Below are 17,250 nucleotides of genomic sequence, written 5' to 3'. Positions count from 1 at the left end.
GAGCAGCTGATGGCACTATTCGGTTTTCCTCACTGGCAGTTGAAATCGACCTCTGATGAACGCGGCGTGGTCGCGCCGGATGAACGTCTCCCGCTGGCGCAAACCGCGGTGATGGGCGTCCAGCACGCGGTGGCGATGTTTGGCGCCACCGTGCTGATGCCCATTCTGATGGGGCTGGATCCCAATCTGTCGATACTGATGTCGGGGATCGGCACCCTGCTGTTCTTTTTCATTACCGGCGGACGGGTGCCGAGCTATCTGGGCTCCAGCGCGGCCTTTGTCGGGGTGGTGATTGCCGCTACCGGCTTTAACGGCCAGGGGATCAACCCGCAGCTGAGTGTCGCCCTGGGCGGGATTATCGCCTGCGGCGCGATCTACACTGCGATTGGCCTGGTGGTGATGAAGCTCGGCACCCGCTGGATCGAAAGGCTGATGCCGCCGGTGGTCACCGGGGCGGTAGTGATGGCGATTGGTCTGAACCTGGCCCCGATTGCCGTCAAAGGCGTTTCCGGCTCGGCGTTTGACAGCTGGATGGCGGTGGTGACGGTGCTGTGCATCGGCCTAGTGGCGGTCTTTACCCGGGGGATGATCCAGCGGCTGCTGATCCTGGTGGGGCTGATCTTCGCCTGCGTGATCTACGCTCTGCTGACCAGCCTCTTCGGGCTCGGCAAACCGGTCGATTTCGCCCTCGTGCAGCAGGCAGCGTGGTTTGGCCTGCCGCAGCTGACCTCACCCACCTTTAACGGCCAGGCGATGATGCTGATCGCCCCGGTGGCGGTGATCCTCGTTGCGGAGAATCTCGGCCACCTGAAGGCGGTGGCCGGCATGACCGGGCGCAATATGGACCCGTATATGGGCCGGGCCTTTGTCGGTGACGGGCTGGCCACCATGCTGTCGGGCTCGGTGGGCGGCAGCGGCGTGACCACCTACGCCGAGAATATCGGCGTGATGGCGGTGACCAAAGTCTACTCGACGCTGGTGTTCGTGGCGGCGGCGGCCATCGCCATGCTGCTCGGCTTTTCACCCAAATTTGGCGCGCTGATCCACACCATTCCAGCGGCGGTGATTGGCGGGGCGTCGATTGTGGTGTTTGGCCTTATTGCGGTGGCCGGGGCGCGGATCTGGGTGCAGAACCGGGTCGATCTCAGCCAGAACGGCAACCTGATTATGGTCGCCGTCACCCTGGTGCTGGGGGCCGGTGATTTCGCCCTCTCCCTCGGGGGCTTTACCCTGGGCGGGATCGGCACCGCCACCTTTGGCGCGATCGCGCTTAACGCCCTGCTCAGCCGCCGGATGGCCGGGGTGACGCAGGGCGAGGTGGCGGTTCAGGATCCTTAGTCGATAGTGGCGCTGTCGATGTCGGGCAGCGCCTTTTTCTTTCTCTTAAGCTTCAGCTCGCTCACCAGCACGCCGGCGATGATAAAGGCCGCCCCCACCAGGGCGAGTAGCGGCAGGCGCTCCCCGGCCAGACGGCCAAAGATCCCTGCCCACACCGGCTCCCCGGTATAGATCACCGTCGCCCGGGTCGGTGAGACGCTGCGCTGGGCCCAGTTCATCGTCACCTGAATAATGGCGCTAAAAATCCCCAGCCCAAGGGCGACAATCACCAGCCCGGATGAGATCGGCGGGACGGACTCCCCGGCCGGGATCATCAACAGAAACGCCACCAGCGAGGCGGTCGCCAGCTGCACAACGGTGACGCGCTTGACGTCCACCTTTCCGGCCCAGGCGCCGATCAAAATAATCTCAGCGGCAATCGCCACCGCCCCGACCAGGGTGATTATCTCCCCCTTTCCGAGCGCCAGCAGGTTATCGTCCGGCCCCGCCAGCAGAATCAGGCCGATAAAGGCCAGCACGATCCCGATGCAGGACATCACCCCCGGTATGCGGCGCAGGCAGAGCCACTGCAACAGCGGTACCAGCGGCACATACATGGCCGTGATAAACGCCGATTTACTGCTGGGAATACTTTGTAATCCCCAGGTTTGCAGGCTGTAGCCCAGCGCAATGGAGACGCCGATCGCCAGCCCGGCTTTCAGCTCGGTCATGGTCAGGCCGGGCAGCGTTTTGAGGGAGATAATCGCCACCGCAATGGCCGCCGTGGCGAAGCGCAGGCCGACAAAAAAGAAGGGATCGCTGAGCGTGACGGCGTACTGCACGGCAAGAAAGGTCCCGCCCCAGAACATGGTGATAAGGATCAGGATCGCTTCCTGCGGTTTGATCGAGAAGGCATAACGGGAGGAGGACATGGGGCACCAGCACAAAGAGTCAATCCGCTAGTGTGGAAGGAATTTGATAACACTTCAATAACAGGCATAAAAAAACCGCCGGGGATCCCGGCGGCGGGGGGTGCCAGTGGTCATGTGACCCATACTTCAGACGGCTGCAACTTAACTGCTCTTGTTGCCGCCATGGCTATTTTTGCCCCCTTTTTTGCCAGCTTCGGATGCGCGTTGAGGGTCGTTTTTAAAGTTCCCCCCGCTTTGCTGGCCACCTTTACGTCCTGCTTCTGATGCTCTTTCACGGTCTTCTGCAAAATTACCAGACCCACCACGATGGTTTGCCATGTCGGACCTCCAGAGTTATAAAACATAAGACTTAATACTGTATTCAGTGAAGGCTATTCTTTCACCTGGCGGCGCTAAAAAAGTGTCTTTATCTGCGCCACGTGAACCTAAGCTTAGTGGAGTATGAGCATTCATCCAGCTAACCGTAATATTCTGCAATACGAAATCAGCCTTTCGTATGACGCTCGTCGAAACGGAACCATAAGCCTTTCTTATCATTCTAAAAATTCACAATAGCGAAAATGTGTCATTTTGCTACGAAAGAAAGGCCATCCGCTTTTTTGTTTGAAATCAAATAAATGGCGGCCAGATTTGCAGTCTCGCTGTCACGTCATATCTTTAAAAGAGTGCAGCATGCCGCTGCCTTAAAAATCATGCGAGGAGTGAAGCGAAATGACGAAAATTCTGGTGCTCTACTATTCCATGTACGGACACATCGAAACCATGGCTCATGCAGTGGCGGACGGCGCCAGGAAAGTCGAGGGGGTTGAGGTGGTAATCAAACGCGTACCGGAAACCATGCCAGCGGAAGCCTTTGCCAAAGCCGGGGGGAAAGCGCAGGATGCGCCGGAAGCCTCACCGCAGGAGCTGGGCGATTACGACGCTATCATCTTTGGCACCCCGACCCGCTTCGGCAACATGTCCGGGCAGATGCGCACCTTCCTCGACCAGACGGGCGGGCTGTGGGTGAAGAATGCGTTACACGGCAAAATCGCCAGCGTGTTCAGCTCCACCGGTACCGGCGGCGGTCAGGAGCAGACCATTACGTCGACCTGGACCACCCTTGCCCATCACGGTATGGTGATTGTGCCGATCGGCTACGGGACACCGGAGCTGTTTGATATTTCGCAGACGCGCGGCGGTACGCCGTATGGGGCGACGACTATTGCCGGCGGTGATGGCTCGCGCCAGCCGTCGGAAGCGGAACTGAACATTGCCCGCTATCAGGGTGAATATGTTGCCGGTCTGGCTGCTAAACTGAAAGGTTAACTCTCAACAGGAGGATTACTATGCCAACTCAAGAAGCTAAAGCACATCGCGTCGGAGAATTTGCGCGTTTACGTAATACGTCACCGGAGATCGCCGAGGCGATTTTTGAAGTCGCAAAATATGACGAAAAACTGGCAGAGAAAATCTGGGAAGAAGGCAGTGATGAAGTGCTGGTGATAGCCTTCGATAAAACCGACAAAGACTCGCTGTTCTGGGGCGAGCAGACCATCGAGCGCAAAAACGTCTGATACGCGTGCTGACAAAAAACGCCTGATGGCGCTACGCTTATCAGGCCTACGGGGTGCGGACCCGACCCTGGACTTGTAGGTCGAGTAAGCGAAGCACCACCCGACGTTTTGTTCCCTCTCCCCTGTGGGAGAGGGAACACGCTTATTTCGCCGCCGTGTTCAACACCGTATTAAAGGTCTCCACCGGGCAGAATCCATCCGCATCTACCGGGCAGCCGCTCAGCTCCAGCGTGACGCGCTGCGCCGGGGCTTTTAACGTCAGCACCTGGGCATTACGCAGCTGCTCCGTACTCTGATAAACATACTCAATTTTCATCAAATCACGGTTGCCGGTCTTATCATGCCAGCGCTGGAAGACGATCTTGCCGCCGATCGGCGTGCGCTCGTACTGACCGGGCAGCTGATAGGGTTTAAAGTCGAGGGCTTTCAGCAGCGAGGCGATGTTGGAGTCATGCCCCACCAGCAGGGTGACCTTCGGCGCTTTCGCCTGGTCGGTGACCAGCGCGTTGTCGATATACTTCACCAGCGGCTTCGCCACGTTCCGCGCCACCTCCGCTGAGGTAAACAGCGAGTCCTGATAGCCGTTTTTCAGCTGGGACAGCACGCGCCACTGCTGATCGGTTTTGATCTCGCCCCAGGCCACCTGATCCAGCGGGAAGCCTTCGTAGTATTGCAGAGTGAACGCATCTACCAGCGAGTTACCCACCTTCAGCGGACCAGAGACGCCGGGCTCTTTCTGGTACTCGGCGCTGTAGGTGTCTTTCGCGTCGGTCAGGGAGCAGACCTGTTTCTCTTTGCAGGACGGCGAATCCTTGTAGTCGGTCATCTGCTCCAGCAGTTTGTAGCTCTCGTCGAGCTTCATCCCCTGGCGCTCGGTGTTCATCGCCTGCAGAGCTTTCTCGCGGAATTCCGGGGAGTTGTCGGTGATCACCGGGTTAAAGGTGGGGTCCATGGTGCCCATCTGTTCCTGATGGTGCACCGGCACATCGCAGCCCGGGAAGGCCCCGGTGATAAAGAACTGTGCCGTCGCCACCGTGCGCTGCAGGCTGTTGGCATAGGCATAGACGCTGTTCGCCGTCGGGCACTCCCCGGCGGTCACCACGCCCTCCTCCGCCAGCCACTCGCGCATGTAATGGCCCATATAAACTTCCAGCACACCGCCTTTAGTGGTGAGCTGTCCGCCCGGCACATCCCACTCCGGCCATTTTTCCGGGGTTGACTGCTCCAGCACGCTGCCGTTATTGGCCAGCGGCGCGCGCAGGTTGTGACGGCTCATAATCAGAACCTGTTCCAGCTGATACCCTTCCGGCGCGGTTTGCGCCTGGACACCGCAGGACAGGCCGATGCTGCCCGCCACGGCGACAGCGATTAGTGCTTTTCTCATCCCTAATTCCTCACTCTGTTTTATCGTCGTAAACAGTGTGACAGATTTGTGACGGATTACCTGGAGCCTGCCCGCAAAGTGACGGCTTACTTTGTGTATGAAGGCGAATTGGTTTTATAATAAAACTCACCGCTAATAAGGAGCCCCCGTGAAACGAACCCGCCTGGAAGAGAGTCCCTGCCCTGTTGCCCGCTCGCTGGATATTATCGGCGACTGGTGGTCACTGCTGATTGTGCGCGATGCCCTGCGCGGGGTGACGCGTTTTGGCGAGTTTCAGAAGAGCCTCGGCATCGCAAAAAACATGCTGGCGACCCGGCTGAAACTGCTGGTGGACGAGGGGATTCTGGTGCTGCAACCCGCCTCCGACGGCAGCGCGTGGCAGGAGTATGTCCTCACGGAAAAGGGCCGCGCCCTGCAAACCGTGCTGGTGGCGCTCTCCCAGTGGGGGAATGCGCATCTGTTTGCTGAAGGGGATGTCGGAACGGTAATGGTGGATGCCCGGGATCGGTTGCCGCTGCGCAAGCTGGCGATGGTGGCGAGCGACGGGCGGGAGCTGGGGCCGGGGGAGGTCGTGGCGAAATATCCGCCGGCAAAGGGGTGACAGGGCATCAGCCTTCCACCACCGGGGCATCAGCAGGTTCGCGGTTTAACCGTTCCGGATCCTCCCGTCGATACCAGGCTGAGGTTTTCCAAACAGATAGCCTTGTGCAAGATCGCACCCCAGTGCCTGAAGATTTTCCAGCTGTTCCAGCGTTTCAACCCCTTCTGCGACCGTTTTCATATTGAGGGACTTCGCCATCCCCGTAATGAGTTTGATGATGTTAAGGGCGTCTTCCTGGGTAGATATCGAATGCACAAAAGACTTGTCTATTTTGATTTTATCGAAGGCGAGTTTACTCAGCCGTGAAAGAGAAGAGTATCCTGTACCAAAATCATCGATGGAGATTTTCACGCCCAGGGCTCTGAGCCGGTTAAGCGTATTCAGCGGCGTACTGTTTTCGGTAAAGAGAGAAGACTCCGTCACCTCCAGTTCAAGGCGGTCAGCCGCAAGCCCTGTCTCTTTCAGAATGGTTAACACTATTGCGGCAAAGGCTTTGCTGCTTAGCTGAACAGGGGAAACATTGACTGAAATTTTTACCGGAACCGCCCAGGAAGCCGCTTCCCGGCAGGCCAGCTCCAGCACAGTTTTGCCCATCTCGTTGATCATTCCTGTTTTTTCAGCAACAGGAATAAAGCTGTCCGGCGACAGAAGGCCCTTCAGAGGATGCATCCATCGAATAAGGGCCTCATAGCTGTAGATCTCCTGACTGAACGAATCGACAATAGGCTGGTAATAAACCACAAATTCTTTGTTCACTATGGCCATGGCCATATCATGCTCAAGGGTTCTGCTTTCCTGCAGTTTTTCTAACATGCGTTGGCGGAAAACTTTTATATGTCCGGAGCCCTCTTTTTTGGCTTCATACAGAGCCAGATCGGCAAATTTGTAGAGATAGTCGGCGCGGCGTTCGGTTGCAGAGATAACAATCCCCACACAGGTGGCGATATTGATAATCGTGTTATCAATAGTGTAGGGCTGGTTGATAGCGTCACATATTTTTTGGGCGCGCGAAACCGCGCTGCTCTCAGTCAGACCGCTCGAGAGAAAGGCAAACTCATCCCCCCCTAAGCGATAAAGCGTTTCTGACGTCAGGCTTATTGACATCAGGCGGTCGGATATCTGGCGTAATAACCTGTCGCCGGCATCATGCCCCCAGGTATCATTGACCTCTTTGAAGCGGTCTAAATCAAATAGCATCACCGCCACAGAGGCATTATTCCTTTCTGCCGCTTCGATGATTTTTTTTAAATTATCCCAGAAAAACTGGCGGTTATTCATCCCGGTAAGCGAATCGTGGTAGACGTCATATTCCAGCTGGGCGTTCTGAATTTGCAGTTTTTCTTTCGATGTCTGGAGCTCTTCCGCAAGGCTGGTGACCTGCAGATGCGCCTTCTGAATATTTCTGTTCTGATAGAAGATCAGCGTCCCGAGGATGGCGCTCAGTATTATCAGCAGTACAGAGGTTGCGGAATAAATATAGTACAGGGTTTGAATTTTGAGGTTAGCGCCGCTAATCGAGTTAACATCCTTGTCTAATGCACCGGATGAAAGACGGCTGAGCGGCGCATCAAGCGTATGCATTGTTTTAAGGTAGTTCTCGAGTTCCGGACGGTTCATTTTCTCAAGATGAACATCCAGATATTTAAGTATCGTTTCAAGTTGTATAGCCAGTTCATGGTGTGATTTATTGCTTTCGATATAACGCCCCAAATCACCTTCTTTGGTTAAATCACTCTGGCTGAGCATAATGTCAAGACGCAGGCGCACATCATCGATCGACAGCGTATCATCAATAGTATAAAGACCAAGCACTGATTCGAATCGGTAATATTCTGATACCAGCTGTGCAGCAGACCATGAATCAGTGTAGTGAGTCAGTTTTTGTAACTCTTCCTGTCTTTCATGTACAAGAAAAGATATATATCCCGTAGAGATAAAAAGGAAAAAAATGATGCCCGCCAGTATCCTGTTCATGATGCTCTCCTGAACGCCTATTCGATCATCATTTTGCTGACCTGCCATGCAGACCTTGAATAGAAAATCTGATTATTCAGTTCAGGCAGGCTGTCATAAGGATAGACGACGAATAGCGGCCCTTTATCACGGATACGCATATATTCTCCGTTGATTTTCAAGGCAAGGATGACGTTGTATTTTTTGAAATCATTGAGCGGAATAACGGTAGTGTAGTCATTGAGCGCCGTGACCTTAACGATAGAACCTTTCGCCCCGACATAATCCATGAGCTTTTGCAGTGGAACACCCGTAAAGGTAGGACGCCCATTATACCAGGGAGAGGTGGTCTGGAAACTTACCATGCCCAGTTTCTCAAGGCTGGCGATATCAAAAACGGCTTTCCCGTCTTCATTTGTATTTTGGATATTACCGGACAGGGTTAAAAGGACTTTACCGGCAGGTTTGGGAAGCTCACCCGCCCAGACCTGAGTGGCTGCCACGAGGCCTAACAACAAGACAATCAAGCGCATTCTAACCTCACCTTTCCATCAAATGTAAAGAAGTATAATTTAGTTATTATGCTATTAATATATGTCGTCAGACTATTATGGATTCAATAAATTACAATTGGCATTTATAACAGTAAAATCAACAAGTTAAAACCCATTGCGATTCATGATATTGGTTAGGCATGGTCTGAATTGTTATTTGAGATAGGTTAACGCCTTTCTTGCCTGTACAAAAAACAAGCCACCGGGTTATTAAGTGTAAATATACCCGCACAGAGATGAAGGTTTAATTTCTCTTTGCAGCCACACAGGATACTCACCCGCATGCCGAACGTGCTTCATGCGTTGCAGCCCACGGTAGCACGTTTACTGCGCGAGACCTTTGCCATGCAGACGTTCGTTCCTGGATGCAGCGCGTCTCTGGACCAGCCCCGCAACTATTCAGATCGGTGCAGGGATTTATTTAAATATTTCCCGCTCGACGCCAGTCTCGTTCGTTGCATAATATTTAATTTCGGCTTTTTGCAGCCGCGTTCCGCCCATACGTCCGGTGTGAGTGGCCATCTAACGGAAGTGAGGTAATACATCTCTGCAAGCCCCGGTGATTATATTGGTGTAAAAAACCTATATTACCTGGACTTGTCCATCTGAGATATTCAGTGCATTACGCTTAAACTCAGAAACAATTTACAAATGCGTTTTACGATATCGATAATTTATATTCGTTTTAATTTATTATTTCTGACTATGCCACGGACTATTTTCTGTAAATAAAGTCCGTTCCCGGATGCGGGCCCCGAAAGCGGCTGTCAACAGCCGGTCGAGAAGCCTGTCAGAGCGTAGCGGCATGCGTTTAGTTCGCGTCGAAAAAGCGCAATACGTGTCCGGTGAGCTGGACACGGAATTATGGGAGATCACGCGTGAGGAGTGGCAGCGATTGGATCCGTAACCCCGCTTGCCACATACCCAATACGGTAATTCTCTATCCCCGCCTGGGGCGCGTCGCCGAATTCCACCTGCAACAGCTGCCAGCGGCTGACATCCCAGGCACAGAGCGGCGCGTGCATCGCCAACGCCGACAGGTCGCTGTGGGCGGCTATTGGCTGACGATCGATAGACAGCCAGGCGGCATCTTTGACCTCATCAACTGCAGGCAGGCGCAGCGCCAGCCAGGTATCAATCTGTGGCCAGCCAAAATCCTGCGTCAGCCTGCGAAAGCCTGGGCTCTGTAAAAACCGCGCCATGGCCCCGGCATCTTCCCAGACGTAGAGAGGCGCATAGCGGTTCTCTTCGGTATGTTCGTCTTCACGTCGGGAAACGAGGTACGCCTTAAACAGCAGCCCGGTAAAACCATCCAGCTTCGCGCCATTCTCCGCAATGCGGTTCTCAACGATCGCCATATCGTAATCGGCTGGCAGGGTGAAGCGGTATTGCATTACGATCATAACCCCTCCTCCGACAGCATCCGCCCCTGGCTGAAGCTCCAGTCATCGGCGGTGTTGAAGTGAATCATCACCATCACGTCATCCGGGTGAATATCCAGCACCGTATGCAGGCGTTCGCACAGCAGGCGACAGAGGTTGTGCTTCTGCTCGCACGTGCGGGGCTTGCCCGCCAGAATGTGGAACTGGATAAAGTTGTCGCTGCGCCCATTGCTTTTGTAATGGCGGTCAAACACGCGCAGCCTGGCCGGAAGCACCTCGAAAATCTGAAAGCGATCCCCCGGCGGGACGGCAAACTCGGCCTCCAGGCTCTGCTGCAGAATGTCGGAGATCTGCGTTATCTGTGCGTCGCTGTACCCCGGACGCAGGGAGATGCGGGTGAAAGGCATCGGCGCTACTCCTCGTCTAGGCAGCCAAGAGCCGACACCGCCGCCGGCCAGCCGGCGTAAAACGCCAGATGGGTAAAGGCTTCGGTGATTTCCTCTCTGCTCAGGCCGTTTTGCTGCGCGAAATCGAGATGCCAGGGCAACTGCTGCACGCGCCCCAGCGCCGTCAGGGCGGCCAGGGTGATCAGGCTGCGGTCGCGCGGGGAGAGCGCGTCACCTTTCCAGATATCATTGAACAGGACCTCCCTGCTCAGCTCGGCCAGCTTAGGCGCGACGCGGGACAAGGTTTCAGCAGTAAGTGATTTCGCCATGGTGTTCTCTCCGTATTGACAGTAAGGCGATTCTGGCGCCATATTTTCATCCTGAAAATCAAATAATCTGCGGCCTACCATCCCGCTTTTCAGGACGATTATGAACAAGCTTCCCCCAACGCTCGACCTCGACGCTCTGCGCACTTTTGTTACCGGTATGGAGTGCGGCAGCTTCGCTCAGGCCGCCATCCGCCTTTGCCGCTCCACCTCGGCGGTGAGCGCCCAGCTGAAAAAGCTGGAACAGCAGTGCGGGGCTGAACTGGTGATGAAGAAGGGCCGCGGCCTGGCGCTGACCCGCGACGGCGAGATTGTCATGGGCTATGCCCGCCGGATGCTGGCGCTGAATGATGAGATGCAGAGCGCCCTGAAGGGCGAACAGCTGCAGGAGGAGATCCGCATCGGCATGCAGGAAGATTTTGGTGAGTCGCTGATGCCGGGCATCCTGGGCCAATTCAGGCGCCACCATCCCGGCGTGCGGATCATTGCCCGGGTGGATCGCAACCGGGCCCTGCTTAACGCCTTTGACGCTAACGACCTCGATATGGTGCTGCTGTGGCAGAACGAGCGCGAACCACGTCAGGGCCGGACAATCGGCCAGAGCCAGATGGTGTGGATCCAACACCCGGATCTGGACATCAGCGCCCTGCTGGCCAAGGGCGAACCCCTGCCGCTGGTGATGTTTGAACACCCCTGCCTGATGCGCTCCCGCGCCATCGACTGCCTGAACCGGGCGGGCATCCCCTGGCGGGTGGTATTTGTCAGCCACAGCCTGAGCGGGATCTGGGCGGCAGTGCAGGCGGGGCTTGGCATCACGCTGCGCACGCGTATCGGGATGCCGGGCAACCTGCGGGTGGTGAGAAACGTTCTGCCCGCGCCGGGTAGCCTGGGGATCACCCTGGAGCAAAAGGACGGGACCAACGCCCGGACGATGCTGGCGCAGCTGATGGAAGCGGCGCTGCCCGAAGCGACGTGATATGGCGGATCCTCACCACAGGTTGTCAGTTTTGCGCCAGTACCCTCCCCCGTTATTCGCCAGGATAAAAACACAACATCACCTGGAGAAACGCTATGCTGACCAACCCCTCGCAAAAGTACGCTGCCTTTGCCCCGATTGCCTTACCCGATCGCCAGTGGCCGGACAAGACCCTGACCCACGCCCCGCGCTGGCTCTCTACCGACCTGCGCGATGGCAACCAGGCCCTGGCGGAGCCGATGGATATCCCGCGCAAGCTGCGCTTTTGGGAACAGCTGCTGAAGTGCGGATTTAAGGAGATCGAGGTCGCGTTTCCCTCCGCCTCAGAGACGGACTTCCAGTTTGTCCGTCAGCTGATTGAGGAGCAACGCATCCCGGAAGACGTCACCATCCAGGTGCTCACCCAGGCCCGCAGCGATCTCATTGAGCGCACCTTTGCCTCGCTCGACGGGGCAAAACGGGCCACAGTGCATCTCTATAACGCCACCGCGCCGCTGTTCCGCCAGTTGGTGTTCCGCCAGAGCAAAGAGGAAATTATCCAGCTCGCCGTCAGCGCCACGCGCCAGATCCGCACCCTGTGCGAGGCCAACCCGCAGACGCGCTGGGGCTACGAATACTCACCGGAAACCTTCTGCTTTACCGAGCCGGAGTTTGCCCTGCAAATCTGTGAGGCGGTGGCGGATGTCTGGGAGCCCTCTTCCGCACGGCCGATGATCGTCAACCTCCCCGCCACGGTCGAGGTCAATACGCCCAACGTTTATGCCGATCAGATCGAGTACTTCTGCCGTCACTTTTCCCGCCGGAGCGAGGTCTGCATCAGCGTGCATCCCCATAACGATCGCGGCAGCGGCGTCGCCAGCGCCGAGCTGGCCCTGCTTGCCGGGGCCGACCGGGTGGAAGGCTGCCTGTTTGGCAACGGAGAGCGTACCGGGAACGTCTGCCTGGTGACGCTGGCGATGAATCTCTACAGCCAGGGGGTCTCACCCCGCCTCGATTTCAGCGATATGAAACAGGTCGTGGAGCTGGTAGAGCAGTGCAACCAGCTGCCGGTGCATCCACGCCACCCTTACGCCGGCAAGCTGGCATTTACCGCCTTCTCTGGCTCACACCAGGACGCGATCAAAAAAGGCTTTCACGCCCGGGAACAGTCGGCCTCACCGCGGTGGGAGATGCCCTATCTTCCGGTCGATCCGAACGATATCGGCTGTAGCTATGAGGCGGTGATCCGCGTCAACAGCCAGTCCGGCAAAAGCGGCGCGGCCTGGATGCTGGAGCAGAATCATGGTCTGGTGCTGCCCCGGGCGCTGCAGCAGGATTTCAGCCGCCACGTCCAGGCTCACACCGACCGGGAAGGCAACGAGATGACGCTGAGTGCGCTCTGGCAACTGTATCGTGAGCTGTACGGACCGCACCAGCATGCCCCCCGGCAACTGCTGGATTACCGGACCGAAAGCCAGGCCGACGGCGGGCTGGCGCTGTGGGCCCGCGTACAGACCGCGGACGGTATTGTGACCTTAGAGGGGAAAGGTAACGGCCTGCTCTCGGCCGCCGCCGGGGCGATAAAGGCCAGCTTTAATCTGACGTTCGCCATCGAGGATTATCACGAGCACACGCTCGGCAGGTGCAGCGAAAGCCGGTCGGCGGCCTATATTCGCTGCAGTTCTAAGCAAGGAGCGAGCCGCTGGGGAACCGGCATCGACAACGATGTTTCCCGGGCGTCGCTTCAGGCCTTGCTGAACGCGCTGCCGGAGAGCGACTCCGGCTGGAAGTAGTCGCTCGGGGCCACGCCGAGAGTGCGGCGGAACATGGCGCTGAAGGCGCTGTGGCTCTCATAGCCGAGATCCAGCGCCACCCGGAGCACGGACTGCCCCTGCGCCAGGCGGTTCAGCGCCTCCATCAGCCGCGCCCGGCGCAGCCATTCGCTGAACGCCAGCCCGGTCTGCTGGCGAAAGTGTCGCAGCAGGGTGCGCTCGCTGATATTTAACTGACTGGCAACCCGCGCCGTGGTCCAGCGGATGCCAGGCTCGGCCTGGATCTGGCGGCACAGCGCCAGCAGCGCGGGTGACTGAGGCTCAGGAAGATTGAACGGCAGCACACTTATCCCGCGGATTTCATCGAGGATCAGCTCATAAATGCGCTCCGCCCGACTGCCCGCCGCATAGCTCTCCGGCAATTGCAGCGAGGCGATGATCAGCTCGCGCAGCAGGGTCGAAATCTGCACCACCTGGCAAACCGACGGCAAATCCGCCCGGGCAAAAGGATCGATAAACAGCGTCCTAGCCGCCACGTTGCCGGTGATCAGCAGGCGATGCTGCGTCCCGGCAGGCAGCCAGACGCCGCGCCCCGGCGGCACAATCCAGAAGCCCTGCGCGGTCTCCACGCGCACCACTCCACTCAGGGTATGCAGGAGCTGAGCGCAGGTATGGCTGTGCCAGGGCTCCGTTTCGCCGTGGGTGTAATCATGGGCAAAGGGCACCAGCGGGCGTGTGGTAAAGCTGAACTGCTGTTGGGTTGTCATGGTTTATTTATTTTGCGCTATCTGCACGTTGATAAAGTCAAACACTTCCGCTGCTTCACCGGCAGAAGCAAAAACCCGTTCCGGAATAACCACACAATTATCATTCTTCATATGGATAAAAATAAACCCATTTTTCCTGTAGCAGTCCTTAACGTTTTTCCAGTAGATCTTACCGCTGGCGTTAGGGGTAATAGTTTCGACAAAAAATCGGTTTAATTTAACTTTTTGTAAGATCCCGGCGTCCTCCTGCTCAACCGGTTGCTGCTTCTGCATGACGTTATTCATCAGCACGTCATAGAGTTTAAACAGGGCCAACGCGACGCCAAACAGCACCAGCAGAGCAATACTGAACATTTTTGTTCTTGCCAGAAAATCACTGTCCAGCGTGGTTCTCAGGCTAAACTGCAGCAAAGTAATCACATTAAATAAAACCGCTACCGCTAAAATAGCGACCGCAGCCTTTTGAATGAGAGAAATATAACCGTAGGGTTTGAGATATTCTTTTTTATGATCGTGGATGAGCTTGCTGGCCTGAGTTCGCTCTAAAACGGATAACGAGTAACCCACAATGATCCTGTTTTTTCTTATCATGCAACCCTCTTGCTAATCTATTCACGTCCCGTTTAATTGTACCGGGTTAATACCAGTCGGAGAAGCCTTAATCGCCCCGGTATCAGAGACAGGCTTTACACGCGGTTTTACCGCCTGATGACGTCGCTTATTTTTGGGTATGTCATAAAGAGAGAAAAAGCAAAAATATATCCAAAAGAAGAATAGTCCGAATTATGCCGTCCGGAAATGTGTCTCTTGTCACAATGGCTATTATTTATATTCAATAACTAAGGAGGCCGGGATGACATCAGGAAACACCACTTCAAAACACTACCCACGTCCACCCTTTGTGGAGCAGCCACAACAAATGCCCGGACTGGCATCAGAAATGAAGCCAATTCCCGATCACGGCGAGACAAGTTATATCGGGTCCGGGAAACTTGCAGGTAAAAAAGCGCTTATTACCGGTGGTGACTCCGGTATTGGACGCGCCGTCGCAATCGCTTATGCCCGCGAAGGTGCCGATGTGGCCATTGGTTATTTACCGGAAGAAGAAACTGATGCTGCGGCCGTTATCGCGCTTATTCAGGCTGAAGGGCGTAAAGCCGTCGCTATCCCCGGTGATATTCGGGTAGAGTCGTTTTGCGATACCCTGGTTGAACGGGCAGTGAGTGAACTGGGCGGCCTCGATATTTTGGTTAACAATGCCGGACGACAGCAGTATTGCGAGTCCATTGAAGAGCTGACGACAGCTGCTTTCGACGCCACCTTCAAAACCAACGTGTATGCCCCCTTCTGGATCACGCGCGCCGCGCTGCGTCACCTGACGGAAGGCGCGGCGATCATTAACACCTCCTCGGTTCAGGCCTTCAAGCCCAGCGAAATTCTGCTGGATTATGCCCAGACCAAAGCCTGCAACGTGGCGTTCACGAAATCCCTGGCAAAACAGCTGGGTCCGAAAGGCATTCGGGTGAATGCCGTGGCCCCGGGCCCATACTGGACGCCACTGCAATCCAGCGGCGGACAGCCTCAGGAGAAGGTGCAGCAGTTTGGTGCTGATACCCCGCTGGGCAGACCAGGCCAGCCGGTTGAAATTGCCCCTCTGTATGTTCTGCTGGCGTCCGAAAGTTGCTCTTATGCCTCAGGACAGGTCTGGTGCTCCGACGGTGGTACCGGCGTCGCATAGCGGTTTATTAAATCCGGTGCGCCTGATGAACAGTAAGGAATATTATAAAATCCGTTACCTTAAGCGGTAACGGATTTTTAATGAGCATGACACCCCGTCCTGAATATTATTGCAGGCGCGTAGAGTGTGCGGGAAATTCTTGACTCAAGCATCACCGCTGCCGGTACGCTTATTTCTTTGGATCAAAACGTGCCCGGTGCAAAATTATCAACTATCCTAAGATCATTGATTAGATTTCTATATTCAATTTTCAGCTGTTTTATTTTCTTAAACTTTTAGCGATGGTCTCGTTATAAGTTGTATCGATCGGTCCTGAAAGCGTTTCAATGTTGAAGTTGTTAATGATTCCTGTTTTTTCAATCAGTTCCTGGTACTGAACGCATAACAGACCTGCGTTCCGGCATAAGATTATTTAAAGGACAACAGCTATGACTCACATTCACGATCATTCCACTGCTAACACTCAGTATGTTGATCCGCGTCTGCCCCTGCCTGACGCGAGCAGCAGTAGTGCCGTATCATGGGGCGCCATCTTTGCTGGCGCGGCGGCAGCGGCTTCCTTGTCGTTGATCCTGCTGATGCTGGGCGCCGGGCTAGGCCTGACTTCCGTCTCGCCATGGGAAAACGAGGGGCTCGAAGCCGGTACGGTTGGTATTGCGGCAATAGGTTGGCTGACGTTCACGCAGATCGTGGCGTCCGGTATGGGAGGTTATTTAGCCGGGCGACTGCGCACCAAATGGGTTTCTACCCATACCAATGAAATTTACTTCCGCGATACTGCGCATGGATTTTTGGCCTGGGCGGTGGCTGCGCTGGTCTCGGCAATGCTGTTAACCTCCACCGTGAGCTCCATTGTGGGAGGAAGCGCGAAAGTCGTGGGTTCCGTAGCAGGCGGGGCTGCCGCAGCCACGGTAGGCGGCGCGGCGGGTATGGCGAACGCATCATCTGAAGGTTCCGGTTCCCCAATGGCGTATTTCGTTAATTCGATGTTCCGTCCGGGTGCCCCGGCTGCGACACCTGATACGTCAGTAACCCCGGATGCGCCAGCAGCGGCTCCCGCTACACCGGCGCCCTCCGCGCCTCAGCAGGAGCTCACCCCTGCTCAGCTGAATGAAGTGACCGGTATTTTTACCAACAGTATCACCACCGGCCAGTTACCTCAGGAAGATCGTCAGTATGTCGCGCAGCTGATTGCTCAACGTACCGGTATCAGTCAGCAAGAGGCTGAACAGCGGGTACAAACCACGTACGACAAAGCCCAGGCGAAATTAAAAGAGACGAAAGAGAAAGCTCAACAGGCGGCTGATACCGCACGTAAAACGACAAGCTATCTCATGCTCTGGACATTTATTTCTCTGTTGGCGGGTGCTTTTGTCGCCAGCCTGTGTGCGACCTTCGGTGGCCGTCAACGCGATCTTTAATACTTAATTAAGCAGGAGGTTTACATGCGCTCATTACTACTGTTCTTTTTAGGCGTCCCGATCCCAATCATTATTCTGATTGCGCTGTTCTGGCACTAATCGGTATCTGACAGGATACATCCAGTTAAAACATAAATGCCCGGAAGGGCATTTATGTTTTCTGCGTGGGTTGCTCCCCCTCCCTCAGGAGGGGGCGTTGCGCAGAT

At 55.7% G+C, this 17,250-nt stretch carries 18 protein-coding genes and 1 pseudogene; 9 read left to right on the top strand and 10 right to left on the bottom strand.

Annotated elements, in window-relative coordinates:
* Nucleotides 1-9 precede the first annotated feature (9 nt).
* On the top strand, nucleotides 10-1,338 hold the full coding sequence (rutG, locus tag ACP4QI_RS07800; RefSeq protein ID WP_142489008.1) for a pyrimidine utilization transport protein G: 1,329 nt from the start codon (nucleotides 10-12) through the stop codon (nucleotides 1,336-1,338).
* Here the strand turns inward: rutG and ACP4QI_RS07795 are convergent.
* Nucleotides 1,335-2,249 carry a DMT family transporter gene (locus tag ACP4QI_RS07795; protein ID WP_156263389.1) on the bottom strand — a complete coding sequence of 305 codons (915 nt, stop codon included), beginning with the start codon at nucleotides 2,247-2,249 and terminating at the stop codon, nucleotides 1,335-1,337. The genes rutG and ACP4QI_RS07795 overlap by 4 nt on opposite strands.
* Nucleotides 2,250-2,390: 141 nt before the next feature.
* Nucleotides 2,391-2,567 carry a con-10 family general stress protein gene (locus tag ACP4QI_RS07790; protein ID WP_032617468.1) on the bottom strand — a complete coding sequence of 59 codons (177 nt, stop codon included), beginning with the start codon at nucleotides 2,565-2,567 and terminating at the stop codon, nucleotides 2,391-2,393.
* A 393-nt stretch (nucleotides 2,568-2,960) separates the two neighbouring features.
* On the opposite strand from ACP4QI_RS07790, the gene wrbA reads away from it, so the two are divergent.
* A complete protein-coding gene (gene wrbA / locus ACP4QI_RS07785) occupies nucleotides 2,961-3,557 on the top strand; it encodes an NAD(P)H:quinone oxidoreductase (RefSeq protein WP_142489006.1) in 597 nt (198 codons plus the stop codon).
* A 20-nt stretch (nucleotides 3,558-3,577) separates the two neighbouring features.
* Nucleotides 3,578-3,805, top strand: coding sequence for a YccJ family protein (locus ACP4QI_RS07780; protein WP_142489005.1), 228 nt, complete (start codon nucleotides 3,578-3,580; stop codon nucleotides 3,803-3,805).
* 142 nt (nucleotides 3,806-3,947) lie between these two features.
* On the opposite strand, the gene agp is transcribed toward ACP4QI_RS07780, so the two are convergent.
* Nucleotides 3,948-5,189: a bifunctional glucose-1-phosphatase/inositol phosphatase gene (agp, locus tag ACP4QI_RS07775; RefSeq protein WP_285127954.1), complete on the bottom strand. Its 1,242-nt coding sequence runs from the start codon at nucleotides 5,187-5,189 to the stop codon at nucleotides 3,948-3,950.
* Between the two features lie 148 nt (nucleotides 5,190-5,337).
* Between agp and ACP4QI_RS07770 the strand changes: the two genes are divergently transcribed.
* Nucleotides 5,338-5,790 (top strand): winged helix-turn-helix transcriptional regulator, encoded by a 453-nt coding sequence (locus ACP4QI_RS07770; RefSeq protein ID WP_426494910.1) that lies wholly within the window; start codon nucleotides 5,338-5,340, stop codon nucleotides 5,788-5,790.
* Between the two features lie 45 nt (nucleotides 5,791-5,835).
* On the opposite strand, the gene ACP4QI_RS07765 is transcribed toward ACP4QI_RS07770, so the two are convergent.
* Together ACP4QI_RS07765 and ACP4QI_RS07760 are read right to left on the bottom strand one after the other, a co-directional pair.
* The gene (locus ACP4QI_RS07765) at nucleotides 5,836-7,764 is read right to left on the bottom strand and encodes a putative bifunctional diguanylate cyclase/phosphodiesterase (RefSeq protein ID WP_142489002.1); all 1,929 of its coding nucleotides are present in this window, start codon (nucleotides 7,762-7,764) and stop codon (nucleotides 5,836-5,838) included.
* A gap of 17 nt (nucleotides 7,765-7,781) precedes the next feature.
* Complete coding sequence (locus ACP4QI_RS07760; RefSeq protein ID WP_142489001.1) at nucleotides 7,782-8,276, bottom strand: molybdopterin-dependent oxidoreductase; 495 nt, start codon at nucleotides 8,274-8,276, stop codon at nucleotides 7,782-7,784.
* A 766-nt stretch (nucleotides 8,277-9,042) separates the two neighbouring features.
* On the opposite strand from ACP4QI_RS07760, the pseudogene ACP4QI_RS07755 reads away from it, so the two are divergent.
* Nucleotides 9,043-9,204, top strand: a pseudogene (locus tag ACP4QI_RS07755) (GNAT family N-acetyltransferase); the annotation flags it as partial.
* Here ACP4QI_RS07755 and ACP4QI_RS07750 read toward each other — a convergent pair.
* The 3 genes from ACP4QI_RS07750 to ACP4QI_RS07740 are packed head-to-tail and all read right to left on the bottom strand — an operon-like array spanning nucleotide 9,170 to nucleotide 10,394.
* Nucleotides 9,170-9,700: a DUF4865 family protein gene (locus ACP4QI_RS07750; protein WP_426494911.1), complete on the bottom strand. Its 531-nt coding sequence runs from the start codon at nucleotides 9,698-9,700 to the stop codon at nucleotides 9,170-9,172. The pseudogene ACP4QI_RS07755 and the gene ACP4QI_RS07750 overlap by 35 nt on opposite strands.
* Entirely contained in the window at nucleotides 9,697-10,086 is a 390-nt protein-coding gene (locus ACP4QI_RS07745) for a tautomerase family protein (RefSeq protein WP_426494912.1), read from the bottom strand. Before ACP4QI_RS07745 ends, ACP4QI_RS07750 begins: the two co-directional genes overlap by 4 nt.
* A gap of 5 nt (nucleotides 10,087-10,091) precedes the next feature.
* Nucleotides 10,092-10,394, bottom strand: coding sequence for a carboxymuconolactone decarboxylase family protein (locus ACP4QI_RS07740; RefSeq protein WP_285127957.1), 303 nt, complete (start codon nucleotides 10,392-10,394; stop codon nucleotides 10,092-10,094).
* A 100-nt stretch (nucleotides 10,395-10,494) separates the two neighbouring features.
* Between ACP4QI_RS07740 and ACP4QI_RS07735 the strand changes: the two genes are divergently transcribed.
* Complete coding sequence (locus ACP4QI_RS07735) at nucleotides 10,495-11,367, top strand: LysR substrate-binding domain-containing protein (RefSeq protein ID WP_426494913.1); 873 nt, start codon at nucleotides 10,495-10,497, stop codon at nucleotides 11,365-11,367.
* Between the two features lie 95 nt (nucleotides 11,368-11,462).
* Entirely contained in the window at nucleotides 11,463-13,139 is a 1,677-nt protein-coding gene (gene leuA / locus ACP4QI_RS07730; protein WP_426494914.1) for a 2-isopropylmalate synthase, read from the top strand.
* Here the strand turns inward: leuA and ACP4QI_RS07725 are convergent.
* Nucleotides 13,091-13,885, bottom strand: a complete 795-nt coding sequence (locus tag ACP4QI_RS07725; protein WP_285110753.1) for an AraC family transcriptional regulator — start codon at nucleotides 13,883-13,885, stop codon at nucleotides 13,091-13,093. The two genes, leuA and ACP4QI_RS07725, sit on opposite strands and share 49 nt — an antisense overlap.
* A 3-nt stretch (nucleotides 13,886-13,888) precedes the next feature.
* On the bottom strand, nucleotides 13,889-14,452 hold the full coding sequence (locus tag ACP4QI_RS07720) for a YcxB family protein (protein ID WP_285130715.1): 564 nt from the start codon (nucleotides 14,450-14,452) through the stop codon (nucleotides 13,889-13,891).
* A gap of 286 nt (nucleotides 14,453-14,738) precedes the next feature.
* On the opposite strand from ACP4QI_RS07720, the gene ACP4QI_RS07715 reads away from it, so the two are divergent.
* Nucleotides 14,739-15,623, top strand: coding sequence for an SDR family oxidoreductase (locus ACP4QI_RS07715; protein ID WP_142488994.1), 885 nt, complete (start codon nucleotides 14,739-14,741; stop codon nucleotides 15,621-15,623).
* A 428-nt stretch (nucleotides 15,624-16,051) separates the two neighbouring features.
* Nucleotides 16,052-17,044, top strand: coding sequence for a hypothetical protein (locus ACP4QI_RS07710; RefSeq protein ID WP_231312694.1), 993 nt, complete (start codon nucleotides 16,052-16,054; stop codon nucleotides 17,042-17,044).
* Nucleotides 17,045-17,250 lie beyond the last annotated feature (206 nt).

Source organism: Leclercia sp. TB492, assembly GCF_049974505.2.
GTDB lineage: Bacteria > Pseudomonadota > Gammaproteobacteria > Enterobacterales > Enterobacteriaceae > Enterobacter > Enterobacter adecarboxylatus_C.
The sequence above is the reverse complement of the archived record's forward strand: the minus strand, read 5'-3'. Positions and strand labels throughout refer to the sequence as shown.

Excerpts from the sequence above, each read along its gene's own strand:
- agp (WP_285127954.1), bottom strand. The coding sequence starts at position 5,189 with ATGAGAAAAGCACTAATCGCTGTCGCCGTGGCGGGCAGCATCGGCCTG.
- ACP4QI_RS07745 (WP_426494912.1), bottom strand. The coding sequence starts at position 10,086 with ATGCCTTTCACCCGCATCTCCCTGCGTCCGGGGTACAGCGACGCACAG.
- wrbA (WP_142489006.1), top strand. The coding sequence starts at position 2,961 with ATGACGAAAATTCTGGTGCTCTACTATTCCATGTACGGACACATCGAA.
- rutG (WP_142489008.1), top strand. The coding sequence starts at position 10 with ATGGCACTATTCGGTTTTCCTCACTGGCAGTTGAAATCGACCTCTGAT.
- ACP4QI_RS07750 (WP_426494911.1), bottom strand. The coding sequence starts at position 9,700 with ATGATCGTAATGCAATACCGCTTCACCCTGCCAGCCGATTACGATATG.
- ACP4QI_RS07795 (WP_156263389.1), bottom strand. The coding sequence starts at position 2,249 with ATGTCCTCCTCCCGTTATGCCTTCTCGATCAAACCGCAGGAAGCGATC.
- ACP4QI_RS07760 (WP_142489001.1), bottom strand. The coding sequence starts at position 8,276 with ATGCGCTTGATTGTCTTGTTGTTAGGCCTCGTGGCAGCCACTCAGGTC.
- ACP4QI_RS07715 (WP_142488994.1), top strand. The coding sequence starts at position 14,739 with ATGACATCAGGAAACACCACTTCAAAACACTACCCACGTCCACCCTTT.
- ACP4QI_RS07790 (WP_032617468.1), bottom strand. The coding sequence starts at position 2,567 with ATGGCAAACCATCGTGGTGGGTCTGGTAATTTTGCAGAAGACCGTGAA.
- leuA (WP_426494914.1), top strand. The coding sequence starts at position 11,463 with ATGCTGACCAACCCCTCGCAAAAGTACGCTGCCTTTGCCCCGATTGCC.
- ACP4QI_RS07780 (WP_142489005.1), top strand. The coding sequence starts at position 3,578 with ATGCCAACTCAAGAAGCTAAAGCACATCGCGTCGGAGAATTTGCGCGT.
- ACP4QI_RS07710 (WP_231312694.1), top strand. The coding sequence starts at position 16,052 with ATGACTCACATTCACGATCATTCCACTGCTAACACTCAGTATGTTGAT.
- ACP4QI_RS07765 (WP_142489002.1), bottom strand. The coding sequence starts at position 7,764 with ATGAACAGGATACTGGCGGGCATCATTTTTTTCCTTTTTATCTCTACG.
- ACP4QI_RS07735 (WP_426494913.1), top strand. The coding sequence starts at position 10,495 with ATGAACAAGCTTCCCCCAACGCTCGACCTCGACGCTCTGCGCACTTTT.
- ACP4QI_RS07725 (WP_285110753.1), bottom strand. The coding sequence starts at position 13,885 with ATGACAACCCAACAGCAGTTCAGCTTTACCACACGCCCGCTGGTGCCC.
- ACP4QI_RS07740 (WP_285127957.1), bottom strand. The coding sequence starts at position 10,394 with ATGGCGAAATCACTTACTGCTGAAACCTTGTCCCGCGTCGCGCCTAAG.